The following is a 16,405-nucleotide window of genomic DNA, read 5'->3' as shown; positions in this document are numbered from 1 at the left end:
TGTAGGCGGTGTGGTCACTTCTGCAGGTATACGGGCGTCAGGTCCTGGAACCAGCTCTGTGCCTGGACGAAACCCTTGACGTTCGGCGCGAGCGCGCGCGGATTCAGGTCGTGGACCACCCATATCCACATGGCCTGGTCGACGATGCGCGTGTGCAGCTGGGCCAGCAGGGCGTCCTGCTTCTTGGGATCGAACTCCACCTTCGCCTTGGCGGCGAGTTCGTCGGCTTCCTTGTCGCTGAAGCCGCCCCAGTTGTAGCCGGCAGGAGGACGCATCTTCGACCACGACGTACCGATCAACCCGATGTCGGGATCCCAGTAGCCGAAGCTGTTGTTGATGCCGTCGACGCCCTTGTTCTCCGGCGCGTCCGATCCCGCGCGGCGCCGCGCCCGCAGGGCCTCCCACTCCATCACTTCGAATTCGACGTCGAAGCCGACGGCTTTCAGGTTCTCCTGCACGAATTCATTCATGGGCAGCGGCTGCATCTGTCCCGACCCCGACGTGGAGATCGCGAATTTCACGTGCAGGGGGTGCTGCGGGCTGTAGCCGGCTTCCTTCATCAGGCGGCGCGCTTCGTCCGGGTCGTAGCGCAACTTGAAGTTCGGGTGGCCGAACCAGGGATGCTTGGGGTCTACCATGCCCTCCGACGCAATGGCGGTGCCGCCCAGGAAGTCCACCAGGCCCTGGCGGTCTATCGCCAGGTTGGCCGCCTTGCGGATGCGGATGTCGCGGAACGGCGAACCCTCGGAGTAGCTGAGCTGGTAGGGCCAGTTGTGCGGATAGATGTTCGTGACGATCTGCATCCCGGCTTCCTTCAGGCGCGGAATGGTGTCGGGCGGCGGTGCTTCCACCCAGTCGACCTGGCGGGAAAGCAGCGCGGCAACGCGCGTATTCGAATCGGGCATGGTCAGCAACACCATGCGGTCGGACTTCGGCACGCGCTGCGGGTCCCAGTAATTGGGGTTGCGAATCAGCTCGGCGCGTTCGCGCGGCACCAGCTTGTCCAGCATCCACGGCCCCGTGCCGGAGGGCTTCGACGCGACCTTGGTCCAGTCGCCGCCCAGCTCCTTGTAGCGGGCGGGGCTGGAAATCATCACGTCGGCGATCAGATACGGGAACACCGCGTCGGCGGACTTGGTCGTGATCTCCACCGTCATGGGGTCGACCACGCGGTACGAGGCAATGCCGGACACGTACTGGCTGGCCTGCGTGGCCTGCGCCTGGTCGAACTGCGGCGCGTCGCGCTTCAGGAGTTTGTCCAGATTCCACACCACCGCTTCGGCATCGAAGGTGGAGCCGTCATGGAACTTGACGTTGGGCCGTAGCTTGAATGTCCACTTCGTATGGGTGGCGTCGTCGACGGACCAACTGGTCGCCAGTCCAGGTACCAGCTTGGCGGGCTGGTCCGCCTTGGATAGATCCCAGCGGATCAGGGCGTCATAAAGCGTAAAGCCGATGAAGCGCATGCCTTCGCCACCCTGGCTGGGCTGGCCTGTGGTCAAGGGAATGTCCGACATGGTGGTCGCTACGCGCAGCACCATTTCGGCGCGCGCCGGCTGGGCCGTGAACAGGACGAGAGAGGCCGCCACAAGCGGGGCCGCGAGTTTCTTCAGTATCAAGGCGCATCTCCGGTGGATATTCGCCGTGGCGCATGGGCGCGCCGACGTATGGCGGATACAGCACGAAAAGTGGAAAGCCTGTCTATGCCGCGGAAAATTCGGCGGTCGTTCCGGTGCCGGCCGCGCGGCAAGCGGCGGCTTCGGTGGTCAGCGCCGCGATATCCGGGCGGCGCGCGCGCCAGGCGGTTGCCTTTTCATAGGCGTCGCCCACGCGCAGCACGGTGGCTTCGTCGAAGAGCCTGCCGGCGATCTGCAGCGAGAAAGGCATGCCGTCCGCGTCGAACCCGTTGCATACCGACAGGGCAGGGTTGCCCGACGTATTGAAGGGCGTCGTGTAGTTGGGGTGCGTGAACATCCAGTGAGGCGATGTCGGTTCCAGCTTGCCCGCCGGTTCCGCGCAATGCGTCACGATCACGTCGACGTCGTCAAAGGCCGCCTGTGTGGCCGCTGCGAGTTCGGCGCGCATGCGCATGGCCTGCACATAGTCCTCGGCGCGCAGGAGGGCGCCGCCGATGATGCGGTAGCGCAGGCTGGCTCCGAACAGGTCGGGCTGGGTGCGCAGTGTCTGCTGGTGGATGGAGAACAGCTCCGACATCGCGATCACGCGCTTGCAATCGTTGTAGGCCAGCAGGGACGGAAGCGCGATCGGCTGCACGGTGGCGCCGAGGCCGCGCAGGACCTCCAGCGCCGTGTCCAGCGCCTGGCGCGAGCCCGCCGAAATCGGTGCCTCCTGTTCCATCCAGGCCCAGGGCACGCCTATCTTCAATCCCTTTGCATGGCCGCACAGTGCGGCGCGGTAGTCGGGCACGGGCCGATCGGCGCTGCCGGGATCGAGCGGATCGTGGCCCGCGACCGCCGCCAGCAGGATCGCCAGGTCTTCGGAAGTCCAGGCCATCGGCCCGGTGTGGTCATGGCTGAACGAGTTCGGCAGCACGCCGCGGCGGCTGACCCGGCCATAGGTAGGCTTTATCCCCGCGATGCCGCAGGCGGCGGCGGGCATGCGAATGGAGCCTCCGGTGTCCGATCCCATGCTGGCCAGGCACAGTCCCGCCGCGATGGCGGCGCCGGATCCGGATGATGAGCCCGCGGGATGCCGGGCGGTATTCCAGGGATTGCGCGCGGGCGGCGCCACGACATCCCATGAGGGCCCGCCGTGCGCGAACTCCCACGTCGTGGTCTTGCCGAGTAGAACGCCGCCGGCGGCGTTCAGCGCCCGTTGCGCGGGGCAATCGTGGGCGGGCACATAGTCCGCCAACGAGCGGGATTGGCCCGTGGTGCGGATTCCCGCCGTTTCGTAGATGTCCTTCAGTGAATAGGGAATGCCGTGCAATGGCCCGCGCGGGCCGTCGCGCATGATCTGCGCTTCGGCGGCGCGGGCCTGCGTGCGCGCGAGTTCGGGCGTGGGGGTGATGTAGCTGCAGAGGACGGCATCCACGGCCTCCATGCGTTCCAGGCAGGCTTCGGCCAGCTCCACCGGGGACAGGGCCTTGTCGGCGATCAGGCGGCTGGCCTCCGCGATGGTCAGAAAGGCAGGGTCGCCGCTCATGTCGTCTCCTTGCCGGTCGCCTGGAAGACCGTCGGCACGAAGGTATGCGCCGGCTCATCCGAGAAGGGGCGCTCGCGCCGGATGCGGCCCAGCATGGGCGCGATATAGCGCCACGCGTCGGCCAGTTCGGCAAGGAGGGTCGGGGAAAGCGGCAGGCCGGCGTGGGCTGCCAGGATCTGCAAGTCTTCCGGGCGCGGTGGCACCTCGGATAACACCGATGTTTCTGACATGGAAAAGCCCCTTGAGTGCATGGATATGCCGCGTGGAAGGCGGCATTCCATTTGTTTTCAACACCTTAGCGCATGTCGTGCAGATAAAACAGTTGTTTGATTCTAGGAACGGTCCCCAGGGGCGTCAAGGCCAAAATCGCGCGGTAGTGGTAAATCCTAGTGCGCCGCAGCAAACTGGCGGTGCAGGGAAAAAGCGTGCGAGAATCCGGAATCTCGAAGAGATATCATGGACTTGCATGCTGGAATCGCTGTTCTCGCGCAAGCCCGCTTTGAAGCAAATTAAAACAATTGATTGATCGATGGAGGACGACATGACGGACGCCCACGCCGCGGGCCTATCGGAAGCCAGCGGAGAGATCCGCGGCGAAGATGCCATGGAGATCCCGGTCCCGGATCGCCTGTTGCGCGTCGCCAAGGAATTGATCGCCCGCACCGGGCCCTTCAACACGACCGTGCGCGACATCTGCGACGCGTCCGGTGTCAATGTGGCGTCCATTCATTACTACTACGGATCGAAGGACGCCCTGGTCAAATCCGTGCTGCTTTCGGTCATGGAACCGGTCAACATCGAGCGCCGCATCCGCCTGGAGCAAGCGCGGCTGCGCTTCGGCGAGGGGCCCTTGCCCATTCCGGTCATTCTGGAAAGCCTGTTGCGGCCGCTGATCGGTTGCGAGCGCGGCGAAGACGGCGGCCGGCTATTCGTGCGTATGGAGCACCATCTGCGCGCCGTCCCAGACAGCGATTACACGCTTTTCGTGGCGCGGCACCTGGACGGCTATGCGCAGATCTTCATCGATGCGCTGGCGCAGACCCTGCCGCGCTACAGCCGCGCGGAAATCATCTGGCGCTACGAGTTCGTGCGCGGCTCCGCCATGCACCTGCTTGCCAATTGCGACCCGCTATCGCGCAAGTTCCAGGTCCTGGCGGGCACGGGCGGCATGATAGACCTGAACGACGACGAGCTGATCTTGCGGGAATTGTTGGGGATCGCGGTGCTGGGCATCGGCGCCCCGGCGGTATGGACGGCCGGTTCGGGCGCCTAGCGGCGCGCGGCGCGCGGCGGCATGCCGCGTCTCGCCGCACGCGCGCGGCGCTCAGACCGGGAAGGGGTTGCGTTCCGCGAAGCCGGCCTGGTGCCAGTACGGATAGGCGCGGTTCACGGTGCTGGCTTCGTCCAGCCTGGCCACCTGTTCGGCCGTCAGGTTCCAGCCGACCGCGCCCAGGTTCTGTCGCAGCTGGGTCTCGTCCCGCGCGCCGATCAACACGGTGCTGACGGTGGGACGCTGCAGCAGCCAGTTCAGCGCGATCTGCGGGATGGTCTTGCCAGTCTCAGCGGCCACCTGGTCCAGCGCGTCCACCACGCGGTACAGATACTCGTCGGGTACCGGCGGGCCGTAGTCGGCGGTCTTGTGCAGGCGGCTGGTCGCGGGCAGCGGTTGGCCGCGGCGGATCTTGCCGGTCAGGCGGCCCCAACCCAGCGGGCTCCACACCACCGCGCCCACGCCCTGGTCCACGCCCAGCGGCATCAGCTCCCATTCGTAGTCGCGGCCGATCAGCGAGTAATACGTCTGGTTGGCCACATAGCGCGGGTAGCCGTAGCGGTCGGCCGCGGCCTGCGACTTCATCAGGTGCCAGCCGGAAAAATTCGACACCCCGGTGTAGCGGATCTTGCCCGCGCGTACCAGCGTATCGAGAGTCGACAGCACTTCCTCGACCGGCGTGCGGGCATCGAAGCCGTGCAGCTGGAACAGGTCGATATAGTCCGTGCCCAGGCGCTTGAGCGCGTCATCGACCGCGCGGATCAGGTGAAAGCGCGACGAACCGACATTGTTCGGTTCGTCATCGAAGCGGAAGGTTGCCTTGGTGGACAGGATGACCTTGTCGCGCCGGCCCTTGATGGCTTCGCCCAGGATGGATTCGGAGGCACCGCGCGAATAGATGTCGGCGGTGTCGAACATCGTGACGCCTTCGTCCAGGCAGATGTCGATCAACCGACGCGCCTCGGCCACGTCGGTCTTGCCCCAGGCCTCGAACAACTCGCCCTTGCCGCCGAACGTGCCGGTGCCGAAGCTCAATACGGGAACCTTGAATCCCGATGCACCCAGATGTCGATATTCCATGTATAGCCCCTACGGAAAAGTTCACGAAACGCGCGCCCGGCCGCCAGGCCGGCGCGTCGCAAACAGGCATTGTCGGGCAGGCGCGCCCGGGGAGTAACCCTGTCCGCCATGAAACACTTGTTCGCCGAGGTCAACAATCGCCGGCGCGGCGCTCGCCATGTTTTGCGCCATGACGGCCCCGTATAATGCCGTGGCCTGGAAAGCGCTCGCGCTGGCGGCCCCCGCCGGGAGCGATGCGTCCAGGGTTGTATCTCCATCGCGCCCCGCGCGCCCGACTGCCTTTCCCTGTCGACCCTTTGACCGAATCCATCGAAAGCCGTGTCTCCGCCGAACTGGTTGCCGTCCTGGTGGCGGTCACCGATGGCCAGCCGCGCGTGCTGACGACGGAAGATGCCCGCGCGCTGCCGGCCGGTCCGTTCCAGTCGGCCCATCGGTCCTTGCAGGCCGGCCTGCGCGCCTGGGTAGAGGCACGCACGCACCATCCCTTGGGCTATGTCGAACAGTTATATACCTTCGCGGATAGCGACCGCGCCGATCATGCCGATACGCGCATCATTTCGATCAGCTACCTGGGGCTGACGCGGGAGCAGGCCCATACCGGCGCGGACGGGGTGGGCTGGCAGAGCTGGTACCGCTATTTCCCATGGGAGGACCGGCGCGATGGCGCCGCGCCTTTCGTCGCGTCGGTGATCGAGCCCCGCCTGCGCGCCTGGGCTACCGGCGGACCGGCGGCCCAGCGTGGCCGCCGCTATGATCGCGCCGCCATTACCTTCGGGTTGGATGGGGCGGCCTGGAACGAGGACATGGTGCTGCAGCGCTACGAGCTGTTGTACGAGGCCGGGCTGGTGCCCGAGGCCGGACGGCGTCCGGTCCGCCCGGCATTGCCCGGCACGCCGATGATCCACGATCATCGGCGCATCCTGGCCACGGGCATCGCGCGGCTGCGGGCCAAGATCAAGTACCGGCCCGTGGTGTTCGAATTGATGCCCGAGGAATTCACCCTGCTGCAATTGCAGCAGACGGTCGAGGCGCTGGCCGGGCGGGGATTGCACAAGCAGAATTTCCGCCGCCTGATCGAGCAGCAGGAACTGGTCGAAGAGACCGGCGGCATGACCAGCGGCACCGCCGGGCGGCCCGCCAAACTGTTCCGTTTTCGCCGCGACGTGATGCTGGAGCGCGCGATTTCGGGCAGCAAGCTGCCCCTCGCGCGGGAACCGCATCTGGTGTGAGCGCGGCATCTTGCCGCGCGGCACAAACGAGCCGGCTATAGGAAAACGGGCGCGGAATGCGCCGCTTTTTGCCGCACTGCGATAGCGGGAAGGGCGCGCTCACGTCCTCGAGTACCGTGCGCGCCGGACGGGCGGCGCCGCAAAAAAAGCGTTGACAGTGCATTATGCTCAGAAATAGTATAAGTCCATCGCTTCCTTCCGCCGATTTAATACTCAAAATGAGCATAAGCATATTACCGCGAGGCGCTGCCTCGCCCGCCGAGGTTTCTTCGTCCATCGCGCAGCCGGGTATCGATGCATGGCGCCGGCCTTCTCCTTTGCCGGCCGTGATGCTGGAGCCGGTGGTGCGCGCCGCGCTGCTGGAGGACCTGGGCCGTGCCGGCGATATCACCACCGATGCGATCGTCGATCCGGACACGCGATCCCGTTTGCGCCTGGTGGCCCGCAAGGCCGGCGTGCTGGCGGGATTGGATCTGGCGCGCATGGCGTTCACGCTGACCGATCCCCGCATCGAAGTATTGCCGGGCATGCATGACGGCACGCGCCTGCAACCTGGCGACGAAATCGCCGTTGTGTCGGGCCCCGCGCGAGGCATCCTTACCGCGGAGCGCACGGCGCTGAATCTGTTGTGCCATCTGAGCGGCGTCGCATCCGCGACGGCGGCCATCGCGGATGCCATCCGGCCGTATGGAACGCGCGTCACGTGCACGCGCAAGACGCTGCCCGGCATGCGGGCGCTGCAGAAGTACGCCGTGCGGGTCGGCGGTGGCAGCAATCATCGCTTCGGGCTGGATGACGCGATGCTGATCAAGGACAACCATGTGGCCCTGGCCGGCGGGATCCGTCCGGCGGTGGAGCGCGCGCGTGCCGCCGCGGGCCACCTGGTCAAGATCGAGCTCGAAGTCGACACGCTGGCCCAGCTGGAAGAGGCATTGAGCCTGAACGTGGACGTCGTGCTGCTGGACAACATGGAGCTGGACCAGCTGCGGCAGGCGGTCGCCATGGCCAAGGGTCGCGCCGTCACCGAAGCCTCTGGCGGCGTCACGCCGTCTACGGCGCCCGCCATCGCGGCCACGGGCGTGGACCTGATCGCCATCGGCTGGATCACGCATAGCGTGCAGGTGCTGGACATCGGCCTGGACGCGTGACGGAGCCGATCATGGATACCTTGCAGCGGCGCGCGCAGCGCCGTACCGTCGCCCGGCGCGTGCGCGGCGCGATGCTGGCCGCGGCCGCCTTGCTGGCGGCCGCCGGATGGCTACGTGCCGCGGGAAGCCCGGCCGTCAAGCAGCAACCCGATAGCGTCGCCTCGATCGCGGCCGATGCCGCCGCGCGCGCTTATCCTTCCCATCCGATTACCATCATCGTCACCTTTCCGCCGGGTGGGGGCACCGACCTGCTGGCGCGCCGGCTGGGCGCGGTCTTGCAGCATGACCTGGGCCAGACCGTCATCGTGGAAAACCGGCCGGGCGCCAGCGGCAATATCGGCGCGCGCGAGGTGGCGCAAGCCGCGCCGGACGGCTATACGCTATTGATGGTCAACAGTTCGTACGCCATCAACCCCGGCGTGTACCGTGACCTGCCGTTTTCCCCCAAGCACGATCTGAAGGGCGTGATCAACGTGGCCTTCGTGCCTTCCGTGCTGGCGGTGCCCGCATCGTCGCCTTTCCATGACCTTGCGGATGCCATGGCGGCGGCGGGGAAGGGCGGCAAGGCACTGAACTACGCGTCGTGCGGCAACGGTACGCCGCAGCATCTGGCTGGCGAGATGCTGCGCATTGCCAGTGGCCGTTTGCTGCAGCACGTACCCTATAAGGGTTGCGGCCCGGCGTTGACGGACCTGCTGTCGGGCCAGGTCGGCATGGGGATCGTGACGGCCTCCAGCGCGGCGCCTTTCCTGGCATCGGGCAAGCTGCGCGCGCTGGCGGTGACCTCGCCCGAACGCACGGAGGTCCTGCCGACGGTGCCGACGGTCGCGGAACAGGGATATCCGGGATATTCGCTGGACCAGTGGCACGGGCTACTGGTTCCTTCGGCGACGCCGCCGGCGATCGTCGCGAAGCTGAACGCGGCGGTGGCCGCCATCATGAACCGCGCCGACATCCGCCAGGCCTTGCTGCAACTGGGCTACAGCCCGACGGCCAGCACGCCGGCGGAATTCCAGGCCCTGATCGATAACGACATCGATCGCTTCAGTAAGTTGACCGCGCGTATCGGCCTGCACGCCGACTGACGGGCGCCCGGCCCGCGAGCGCAGTGTGTGCGCCCGCGGGTCCAAGGCATTCGGGCCATGCGGGGATGGCCCGGCCCGTTACTCCATGCCGGCGACGACGGTGGAAAAGCCCGCGTCCACGTGCGTGATTTCGCCGGTCACGCCAGCCGCCAGATCCGACAGCATGAACGCGGCGACATTGCCGACATCGTCGATGGAGACATTGCGGCGCAAGGGCGCGTTGCTCTCGACGAATTTCAGGATGGACGAGAAGTCCTTGATGCCGCTGGCCGCCAGGGTCTTGATCGGCCCGGCCGAAATGCCATTGGCGCGGATACCCAGCGGACCCAGCGCCGTCGCCAGGTAGCGCACGCTGGCTTCCAGCGACGCCTTGGCCAGCCCCATGGTGTTGTAGTTCGGAACGACCCGTTCGGCGCCGAGGTAGGTCAGCGTCAGCACCGAACCGTTGCGGCCTTTCATGAGCGGCAGCGCCGCCTTGGCCATGGCCGGGAAGCTATAGGCCGATATGTCGTGGGCGATGCGGAAGCCTTCGCGGGACAGACCCTCCAGGAAGTCGCCCGCGATCGCCTCGCGCGGGGCGAAGCCGATGGAGTGCACCAGGCCGTCCAGGCCGTCCCAGCGCTCGCCCAGTTGCCCGAAGGCGGCGTCGATCTGCGCGTCGTCGCCGACGTCGCAAGCCAGCACGATATCGCTGCCGAATTCACCGGCGTATTCGGTGACCCGGTCCTTGAAGCGATCGCCGACGTAGGTAAAGGCCAGCTCCGCGCCCTCGCGGTGGCAGGCCCGGGCGATGCCGTAGGCGATGGAGCGGTTGGACAGCACACCCGTGACCAGTATGCGTTTGCCGGCAAGAAAGCCCATGTGTCGAATCCTCGAGACTGAAACCTGAAAGCGCTATTTTAGGTGAACGCCGCGGGAGGCGCCCCACGCCCATGCCGCGCGACCTCGCCGGCCCCGCCGTGGGGCATCCGGGCCGGTCCGGCCAGACCGGCGCGGCCTGCCCCGGCCAAGCCCTGCTGGCATGCCATCGTGCGGCGAAGGCCAACAAAAACGCCGGCGCGAAGGCCGGCGTCGGGTCTGGCGCGGCGGGGCCGCGCGGCACGGTTCGATCAACCGCGCACGTTGGTGCCGGGCACGCGCAGAATGCTGCCCACCTTCAAGGCACTGCCCTTCAGGTTGTTCAGCGCGCGCAAGGCGTCCACCGTGGTGCTGTACTGGCGCGCCAGGGAATAAAGGGTATCGCCGGCCCTGACCTTGTGCTGGCGCACATTGGGCCGCGGCGCGGCCATCTTGGCCGATGCCATCTGGGCGGTGGCCGACCGCACGGAGCCGCGCTGCGCCGGATTTTCGCCGGCCGGACCGATCGCCTCCAGCGAGGCGACCTGCACGCCGCCACGGGCCGGCACCAGCAGGTGCCGGGCCGCCGCGATGCGTTTCTCGCGCGCCGGGATGTCGTTCAGGCCCTTGAGCTTGGCTTCGGTGATCCCGAAGCGGCGCGCGATCGATGCATAGGTGTCGCCGCGCTGCGGCTGGTAGACCTTCCAGCTGGAGAGCTCGCCCTTGTAGTTCTCCATGTTGGCGTTGAAGATTTCCACCCGGTCTGCGGGCAGGATCATGGACTCCTGCTGGCCACGGATCACCGGCCGGTTGAACGAGGGATTCAACGCCTTGAATTCGTCCACGGGCATTTCGGCCAGGCGCGCGGCGACCTCGATATCGATATCGCGGTTCTTCTGCACCGTGGCGAAATAAGGGGTATTGCTTACCGGAGGCAGCACGACCGCGTATTTCGCCGGATTGGCGACGATGTTCTTGATCGCCTGCAGCTTGGGCACGTAGTTGCGGGTCTCGTCCGGCAACTGCAGCGACAGGTAGTCGGTGGGCAGGCCCGCCGCTTCGTTCTTGGCCATCGCGCGTTGCACGGCGCCTTCGCCCCAGTTATAGGAGGCCAGGGCCAGGTACCAGTCGCCCTGCATTTCGAACAGGTTTTCCAGGTAGTCCAGCGCGGCGTTGGTCGAAGCGATCGGATCGCGGCGCTCGTCGCGCCACCAGTCCTGCTTCAGGTTGTAGTGCTGGCCGGTGGCGGGCACGAACTGCCACAGGCCGGAGGCCTGGGCGCGCGACAGCGCCTTCGGGTTGTAGGCGCTTTCCACGAAAGGCAGCAAAGCCAGCTCGGTAGGCATGCCGCGCTGGTTGATTTCGTCGGTGATGAAGTAAAGGTACTTGCCAGCGCGTTCCGCCATGCGCTGCATCGCCTCCGGATGCGAGGCGTAGTAGTCGGTCCATTGATCGACCAGCGCGTTGTGCAGGTTGGGGATGGCGAAACCGCGGCGGATGCGGTCCCAGACGTCGCGCGGCGGGTGGGTCAGGTCGATGGTGCGTGACGTGACCGTGGCGACATAGCGGGTCGGATATCCGGGTTGCTGGGTGTCGAGATCGGCGGCTTGTAGCGGTGTCTGTTTGTGCGTCGTTCCCGCGCATCCGGCCAGTACGGCCAACACGACGGGAAAGATGAGCCGGAACAATTTCATCGATGGGTCACTTGAAGTTGTTTTTCCATTCGCGAAGTACGGCGAATACTTCGACAGGCGAGTTTAGCGAACGCCCGGCTTGTGCCGCGGCAGCTTGGGTAATTTCAACTTGCCGGGTGCGCAAGAATGGATTGGTGTCCCGCTCCAGCCCGATGGACGAGGGAAGCGTGGGACGGCCTTGCTCGCGCAGTTGCTGGGCCCGCTGGTACCACTGTTGCAGGGTGCGGTTGGCCGGATCGACGGCCTGTGCCCATCGCAAGTTGGCAAGAGTGTACTCGTGTGCACAGCAAACTTGTGTTTCAGCCGGTAATGTTACGAATTTCCCCAGGGAATCCGCCATTTGGGCCGGGGTGCCCTCGAAAAGCCGTCCGCATCCGCCGGCGAATAGGGTATCCCCGCAGAAAAGTACCGGTTCCACGCCCGCAACACGCCCGAAATAGGCAATATGGCCGGCCGTATGGCCCGGAACGTCCAGCACATCCATCGACAGGTCGAGCTCGGCGATCTCGACGCGGTCCCCTTCCTTCAGCGCGATATCGCAGCGCGGCAGGGCCTCGTTCGCCGGGCCGTATACGACGGCCCCCGTGGCGAGCGACAATTCCAGCACGCCCCCGACATGGTCCTGGTGGTGGTGCGTGAGTAGAATGGCGCGCAATTGCAAGCCTTGCTCGCGCAGGACGCGCAGCACGGGCTCGGCCTGGCCGGGGTCGACCACCGCGGCCAGCCCCTGCCGGCGCGCCATCCAGATGTAGTTGTCGGAGAACGCCGGCACCGGCAGCAGTGAAGAGAACGAGGAAGGTCCGGGCACATCGACGTCTGCGGGGGCGGAGGTGGCTTGCGTCATCAAAGGAACCCATAGCGTGGCAGAAGATAGTGCGCCGATTGTAGAACTGGCCGAGTGGTTTCAAACGCCGCCCGGCCAATATGTGCTGCGTTGGGAGCAAACCCAGTTCGATGCCGTGGTGGCCGATGTGTTCGGCTATAACGCCTTGCAAGTGGGTCTGGCGGAGCTCGACCTGCTGCGCAACAACCGCATGCCCTTCAAGGCCTACGTGGGCACGGTCATGCCGGAGCCCGATGTCGTGGCGCGGTGGCAGGCCTGCACGCTGGCGGATCCGCACGCGCTGCCCTTCGCGTCGCAGAGTATCGACCTGCTGGTGCTGCCGCATGCCTTCGAATGCACGGACGCCCCGCATGACGTGCTGCGCGAGGTGGAGCGGGTGTTGATGCCGGAAGGGCGCGTCGTGATTTCCGGTTTCAACCCCTGGAGCCTCTGGGGCGCGCGCAACCGCATGCCCGGCATGGAGCCGTGGCTGCCGCACGCCCCTTCGGCGCAGGTCTCGCTGGCCCGGGTCAAGGATTGGCTGAAACTGCTCTCCTTCGAGGTCGACCGGGGCCGTTTCGGCTGCTACGCCCCCGCGTGCCAGACCGATATCTGGCTGCAGCGCTGGCGTTTCATGGAAAAGGCCGGCGACCGCTGGTGGGCGGTATGTGGGGCGGTGTACATGGTGTCGGCCGTCAAGCGCGTGGCGGGCATGCGATTGATCGGCCCGGCGTGGAAACAAAAGCGCAAGCCCGCCGCGGCTGCGTCCGTGGTGGCGAATCACCGCTCCGGGCCGGTGGGGCCGGTCTGAGGGCGCCGCGGGCGATGGCTTCGGGATATCCTCCCGTCCCCCCGTGCGGATATGCATGGAATATTCTTATCGCCTCGCATCGGCGGCCCCGCGCGATGGCGGTAACAGGAACACTGGCAGGAACAGCAGATGAATGAAGGCGGTATGGCGGGCGCGGATGCCACGCAGGAAGTCGTGGAACTGTGGACGGACGGTGCATGCAAGGGCAATCCCGGGCCTGGCGGCTGGGGCGTCCTCATGCGCTCCGGCGCCCATGAGAAAACCTTGCACGGCGGCGAAATGGCGACCACCAATAACCGCATGGAGCTGATGGCGGTGATCCAGGGCCTGACCGCCCTGAAGCGGTCCTGCACCGTGACCATCCACACGGATTCGCAGTACGTCATGAAAGGCATGACCGAATGGCTGGCCAATTGGAAGCGGCGCGGCTGGGTCACGGCGGACAAGAAACCCGTGAAGAACGCGGAATTGTGGCGCGCGCTGGACGAGCAGGTCTCGCGCCACCGCGTGTCGTGGCGCTGGGTACGCGGCCACGCGGGCGATCCCGGCAACGAACGGGCGGACCAACTGGCCAACCTGGGCGTGGAAGAGGCACGGCGGGGCCGCGCGGCGTAGCGGGCACGGCGCCGGCCGGTACCGCCGCACCGGGCGCTGCCCGGACAGGTACACTAACGGCCATCCCGTTCGTGGCCGCGCGTGCGCGCGGTTCCGGACCGCCCACCGATTCCCGCCTTGGAGTCGGGCCGCATCTTCCGGACTATTTGCACTTCCCGCCTTACACATGCGCCAGATCATTCTCGATACCGAAACCACCGGCCTGGAACCATCCCAGGGCCATCGCATCGTCGAGATCGGCTGCCTGGAAATTGTCAATCGCATGGTCACGGGCAACACCATGCACGTGTACCTGAATCCGGACCGCGAAAGCGACCCGGAAGCCTTGGCGGTGCACGGCCTGACCACCGAATTCCTGGCCGACAAGCCCCGATTCGCGGATATCGCGGACGAGCTGACGCGCTTCCTGGATGGTGCGGAAATCATCATCCACAACGCCGCCTTCGATACCAAATTCCTGAACGCCGAGCTGGCGCGGATCGGCCGCTCGCCGATGCAAGAGATCTGCGCCACGATCACGGATTCGCTGATGCACGCCCGCGAACTGCATCCGGGCAAGCGCAATTCGCTGGATGCGCTGTGCGAGCGGTACGGTATTTCCAACGCGCACCGCACATTGCACGGTGCCTTGCTGGATGCGCGGCTGCTGGGCGAAGTCTGGCTGGCCATGACGCGCGGCCAGGACGCGCTGCTGATCGACGTTGACGAGTCCGAAGGCAAGAGCGGGGCGGATGGCCTGGTATTGGGCCGCTTCGATGCGTCCGGGCTGCCTGTTATCCGGGCCACGGCGGAGGAGCTGGCGGAACACGAGGCCTATCTGGGCGCGCTGGACAAGTCCGTCGGCGGTGCCTGCCTGTGGCGGCAATGGGATCCGGCGCCGGCGCCCGTCGCCGCCCCGGCGGAAAGCCAGGCGGCGTAACTCGCGCGAGGTCGGCTCGATTATCGGCCTTTGGCGGGGGATGCCGCTTCGTCGCATTCGCCGGCCATGGTCACGCAATGCCCCCGATTTGCGCCTTCGGAAAACCACATGCTAGAATCGCTGTCTCTCTTGGGCGGTTAGCTCAGTGGTAGAGCACTGCCTTCACACGGCAGGGGTCACTGGTTCGAACCCAGTACCGCCCACCAGGAATCCCGAGAGGAAAACCCAAGAGAAAAAATTGCCGGCAAATGCCGGCTTTTTTCGTTTCTGGCCTGAATAACTCCGATGGGCCAGGGCGCATTCATGAGCTGATGCATATGAGAAGCTTGCTGCCGGCGCTACTGCGGGCTTGCCTGTCAGCGTATTGGAGACACGGTATTTCTCAGGCGCACCAGACAAGCCCATTGACAACGACGCAAGAGAGCGTGGTGGTGCCAAGAAGGATGTAGTTGTACTTGGTGGCATCGAAGCCGTATGCCTTCGCAAGGATGAAGGTATTTTTGGGCGAGGGCATGGCCGCCACCAGTGACCTGCCCCCTTTTGCCGTGCCATTCATAACGAGGAAGTCCGGGGTTGCAAGATTAGTTGATCTCGATGGTGGTTGAGCTGGTTTGAGCTGCATCGCCAGCGCGCTGGCGATGCAGCTCGGCGAACTTGGCCGGTGGCATTCGCCCGCAGCTGCTATGCGGGCGGACCTCGTTGTAGTCCTGGCGCCAGAGCGTGATGGCCGACCGGGCCTGCTGCAGCGTCTCGAACCACTGCTCGTTCAGGCACTCGTCCCTGAACTTGCCGTTGAAGCTCTCGATGTAGCCGTTCTGCATGGGGCGTCCCGGCTCGATCAGGATGTGACGGATGCCGTGGGCCTGCGCCCAGCCCATGAAGGCCCGGCTGGTGAACTCCGGACCGTTGTCGGTGCGCACGGCCTGCGGGTAGCCCCTGAACACGGCCGCTTGATCCAGCAGTCGCGTAACGTATTGCCCCGAGATTCCCCAGTCCACCGAGATGCTCACGCACTCGTGGCTGAAGTCATCGGCCACGGTCAAGCACTTGATGCGCCGTCCCGTGCTCAGGCTGTCGCTGACGAAGTCCATGCTCCACACCTCATTGACCGTCGTGGCCAGTTGCAGCGGCACGCGTTCGTTGGCGGGGCGTTTGACCTTCTTGCGCTTGCGCACCGCCAAGTTGGCGGCGCTGTACAGGCGGTAGACGCGCTTGTGGTTCACAGCCGGGAAGTGCGGGCGCAGCATGTCGTGGATGCGCCGATAGCCGAAGCGCCGGCGTGCATGCGCGATCTCGACGATCTTGCTGCTGAGCTCTTGGGTCATGGCATCGGTCTCGGGTGGGTGGCGGTAGCTGTCGCGGGAGAGCCCCACAAGCCTGCAGGCGCGCCGCTCGCTCAGATCGCATTGCTCGATCATGGTGGCGATGGCCGCGCGCTTGGCCTGTGGGGCTAGCGCTTTACCCCGAAGGCCGTATTCAGCGCGTGGATGTCCAGATGGGCCTCTGCCAACAGCTTCTTGAGCTTGTTGTTCTCGGCCTCGAGTTCACGCAGCCGCCGGGCGTCGGGCACGTCCATCCCACCGTACTTGGCACGCCATTTGTAGAAGGTCGCGTCGCTGAAGCCGCCTTTGCGGCACAGATCCTTGATCGGCAAACCGGCCTCGGCCTGCTTGATGAAACCGATGATCTGCTCCTCGGTAAATCTGCTCTTTCTCATGTCCGTCATTCT

At 65.7% G+C, this 16,405-nt stretch carries 17 protein-coding genes and 1 tRNA gene; 9 read left to right on the top strand and 9 right to left on the bottom strand.

What is annotated here, in order from left to right:
• Positions 1-14: 14 nt before the first annotated feature.
• From CAL28_RS24760 to CAL28_RS24750, 3 genes are all read right to left on the bottom strand, one after another.
• Positions 15-1,619 carry an ABC transporter substrate-binding protein gene (locus CAL28_RS24760; protein WP_254926221.1) on the bottom strand — a complete coding sequence of 535 codons (1,605 nt, stop codon included), beginning with the start codon at positions 1,617-1,619 and terminating at the stop codon, positions 15-17.
• A gap of 82 nt (positions 1,620-1,701) precedes the next feature.
• Positions 1,702-3,165 carry an amidase gene (locus tag CAL28_RS24755; protein ID WP_094843788.1) on the bottom strand — a complete coding sequence of 488 codons (1,464 nt, stop codon included), beginning with the start codon at positions 3,163-3,165 and terminating at the stop codon, positions 1,702-1,704.
• Positions 3,162-3,395 carry a hypothetical protein gene (locus tag CAL28_RS24750; RefSeq protein WP_141218245.1) on the bottom strand — a complete coding sequence of 78 codons (234 nt, stop codon included), beginning with the start codon at positions 3,393-3,395 and terminating at the stop codon, positions 3,162-3,164. The genes CAL28_RS24755 and CAL28_RS24750 overlap by 4 nt, the downstream gene beginning before the upstream one ends.
• A gap of 11 nt (positions 3,396-3,406) precedes the next feature.
• Between CAL28_RS24750 and CAL28_RS29625 the strand changes: the two genes are divergently transcribed.
• Both CAL28_RS29625 and CAL28_RS24745 read left to right on the top strand, forming a co-directional pair.
• A complete protein-coding gene (locus CAL28_RS29625; RefSeq protein WP_141218244.1) occupies positions 3,407-3,691 on the top strand; it encodes a hypothetical protein in 285 nt (94 codons plus the stop codon).
• A 15-nt stretch (positions 3,692-3,706) separates the two neighbouring features.
• Positions 3,707-4,438 (top strand): TetR/AcrR family transcriptional regulator, encoded by a 732-nt coding sequence (locus tag CAL28_RS24745; protein WP_176464102.1) that lies wholly within the window; start codon positions 3,707-3,709, stop codon positions 4,436-4,438.
• A gap of 51 nt (positions 4,439-4,489) precedes the next feature.
• On the opposite strand, the gene CAL28_RS24740 is transcribed toward CAL28_RS24745, so the two are convergent.
• Positions 4,490-5,515, bottom strand: a complete 1,026-nt coding sequence (locus CAL28_RS24740) for an aldo/keto reductase (protein WP_094843785.1) — start codon at positions 5,513-5,515, stop codon at positions 4,490-4,492.
• A gap of 233 nt (positions 5,516-5,748) precedes the next feature.
• On the opposite strand from CAL28_RS24740, the gene CAL28_RS24735 reads away from it, so the two are divergent.
• The 3 genes from CAL28_RS24735 (at position 5,749) to CAL28_RS24725 (ending at position 8,977) form a co-directional block, all read left to right on the top strand.
• Complete coding sequence (locus tag CAL28_RS24735; protein WP_176464101.1) at positions 5,749-6,744, top strand: NUDIX hydrolase; 996 nt, start codon at positions 5,749-5,751, stop codon at positions 6,742-6,744.
• Between the two features lie 218 nt (positions 6,745-6,962).
• A complete protein-coding gene (gene nadC / locus CAL28_RS24730; protein ID WP_094843784.1) occupies positions 6,963-7,892 on the top strand; it encodes a carboxylating nicotinate-nucleotide diphosphorylase in 930 nt (309 codons plus the stop codon).
• An 11-nt stretch (positions 7,893-7,903) separates the two neighbouring features.
• Positions 7,904-8,977 carry a tripartite tricarboxylate transporter substrate binding protein gene (locus tag CAL28_RS24725; RefSeq protein WP_254926220.1) on the top strand — a complete coding sequence of 358 codons (1,074 nt, stop codon included), beginning with the start codon at positions 7,904-7,906 and terminating at the stop codon, positions 8,975-8,977.
• 78 nt (positions 8,978-9,055) lie between these two features.
• On the opposite strand, the gene fabI is transcribed toward CAL28_RS24725, so the two are convergent.
• The 3 genes from fabI to gloB all read right to left on the bottom strand — a co-directional run bounded on the left by fabI (position 9,056) and on the right by gloB (position 12,352).
• Positions 9,056-9,838, bottom strand: coding sequence for an enoyl-ACP reductase FabI (gene fabI / locus CAL28_RS24720; protein WP_094843783.1), 783 nt, complete (start codon positions 9,836-9,838; stop codon positions 9,056-9,058).
• A gap of 248 nt (positions 9,839-10,086) precedes the next feature.
• Positions 10,087-11,508 (bottom strand): transglycosylase SLT domain-containing protein, encoded by a 1,422-nt coding sequence (locus tag CAL28_RS24715; RefSeq protein ID WP_094843782.1) that lies wholly within the window; start codon positions 11,506-11,508, stop codon positions 10,087-10,089.
• A gap of 7 nt (positions 11,509-11,515) precedes the next feature.
• Positions 11,516-12,352 carry a hydroxyacylglutathione hydrolase gene (gene gloB, locus CAL28_RS24710; RefSeq protein WP_094843781.1) on the bottom strand — a complete coding sequence of 279 codons (837 nt, stop codon included), beginning with the start codon at positions 12,350-12,352 and terminating at the stop codon, positions 11,516-11,518.
• A gap of 16 nt (positions 12,353-12,368) precedes the next feature.
• Between gloB and CAL28_RS24705 the strand changes: the two genes are divergently transcribed.
• The 4 genes from CAL28_RS24705 (at position 12,369) to CAL28_RS24690 (ending at position 14,882) form a co-directional block, all read left to right on the top strand.
• Positions 12,369-13,142 carry a class I SAM-dependent methyltransferase gene (locus tag CAL28_RS24705; RefSeq protein ID WP_094843780.1) on the top strand — a complete coding sequence of 258 codons (774 nt, stop codon included), beginning with the start codon at positions 12,369-12,371 and terminating at the stop codon, positions 13,140-13,142.
• Between the two features lie 144 nt (positions 13,143-13,286).
• A complete protein-coding gene (gene rnhA / locus CAL28_RS24700; RefSeq protein WP_094844833.1) occupies positions 13,287-13,757 on the top strand; it encodes a ribonuclease HI in 471 nt (156 codons plus the stop codon).
• Positions 13,758-13,923: 166 nt separating this feature from the next.
• Positions 13,924-14,676 carry a DNA polymerase III subunit epsilon gene (gene dnaQ, locus CAL28_RS24695; RefSeq protein WP_094843779.1) on the top strand — a complete coding sequence of 251 codons (753 nt, stop codon included), beginning with the start codon at positions 13,924-13,926 and terminating at the stop codon, positions 14,674-14,676.
• A gap of 131 nt (positions 14,677-14,807) precedes the next feature.
• Positions 14,808-14,882 (top strand) — tRNA-Val (locus CAL28_RS24690).
• A gap of 176 nt (positions 14,883-15,058) precedes the next feature.
• Here the strand turns inward: CAL28_RS24690 and CAL28_RS29850 are convergent.
• Both CAL28_RS29850 and CAL28_RS24685 read right to left on the bottom strand, forming a co-directional pair.
• Entirely contained in the window at positions 15,059-15,232 is a 174-nt protein-coding gene (locus CAL28_RS29850) for a hypothetical protein (RefSeq protein WP_176464100.1), read from the bottom strand.
• Between the two features lie 25 nt (positions 15,233-15,257).
• A protein-coding gene (locus CAL28_RS24685) for an IS3 family transposase (protein ID WP_407922726.1) occupies positions 15,258-16,393 on the bottom strand; the annotation gives its coding sequence in 2 pieces (ribosomal slippage) (positions 15,258-16,138 and positions 16,138-16,393; 1,137 coding nt in all).
• Between the last annotated feature and the right edge of the window lie 12 nt (positions 16,394-16,405).

This window comes from Bordetella genomosp. 11, assembly GCF_002261215.1.
GTDB lineage: Bacteria > Pseudomonadota > Gammaproteobacteria > Burkholderiales > Burkholderiaceae_B > Bordetella_C.
This window is presented reverse-complemented; position numbering and strand designations above follow the sequence as displayed.

Bases quoted from the DNA above. Each gene is read 5' to 3' on its own strand.
- CAL28_RS24745 (WP_176464102.1), top strand. From the start codon at position 3,707: ATGACGGACGCCCACGCCGCGGGCCTATCGGAAGCCAGCGGAGAGATC.
- fabI (WP_094843783.1), bottom strand. From the start codon at position 9,838: ATGGGCTTTCTTGCCGGCAAACGCATACTGGTCACGGGTGTGCTGTCC.
- rnhA (WP_094844833.1), top strand. From the start codon at position 13,287: ATGGCGGGCGCGGATGCCACGCAGGAAGTCGTGGAACTGTGGACGGAC.
- nadC (WP_094843784.1), top strand. From the start codon at position 6,963: ATGAGCATAAGCATATTACCGCGAGGCGCTGCCTCGCCCGCCGAGGTT.
- dnaQ (WP_094843779.1), top strand. From the start codon at position 13,924: ATGCGCCAGATCATTCTCGATACCGAAACCACCGGCCTGGAACCATCC.
- gloB (WP_094843781.1), bottom strand. From the start codon at position 12,352: ATGACGCAAGCCACCTCCGCCCCCGCAGACGTCGATGTGCCCGGACCT.
- CAL28_RS29850 (WP_176464100.1), bottom strand. From the start codon at position 15,232: ATGAATGGCACGGCAAAAGGGGGCAGGTCACTGGTGGCGGCCATGCCC.
- CAL28_RS24725 (WP_254926220.1), top strand. From the start codon at position 7,904: ATGGATACCTTGCAGCGGCGCGCGCAGCGCCGTACCGTCGCCCGGCGC.
- CAL28_RS24735 (WP_176464101.1), top strand. From the start codon at position 5,749: ATGCGTCCAGGGTTGTATCTCCATCGCGCCCCGCGCGCCCGACTGCCT.
- CAL28_RS24740 (WP_094843785.1), bottom strand. From the start codon at position 5,515: ATGGAATATCGACATCTGGGTGCATCGGGATTCAAGGTTCCCGTATTG.
- CAL28_RS24715 (WP_094843782.1), bottom strand. From the start codon at position 11,508: ATGAAATTGTTCCGGCTCATCTTTCCCGTCGTGTTGGCCGTACTGGCC.
- CAL28_RS24755 (WP_094843788.1), bottom strand. From the start codon at position 3,165: ATGAGCGGCGACCCTGCCTTTCTGACCATCGCGGAGGCCAGCCGCCTG.
- CAL28_RS24750 (WP_141218245.1), bottom strand. From the start codon at position 3,395: ATGTCAGAAACATCGGTGTTATCCGAGGTGCCACCGCGCCCGGAAGAC.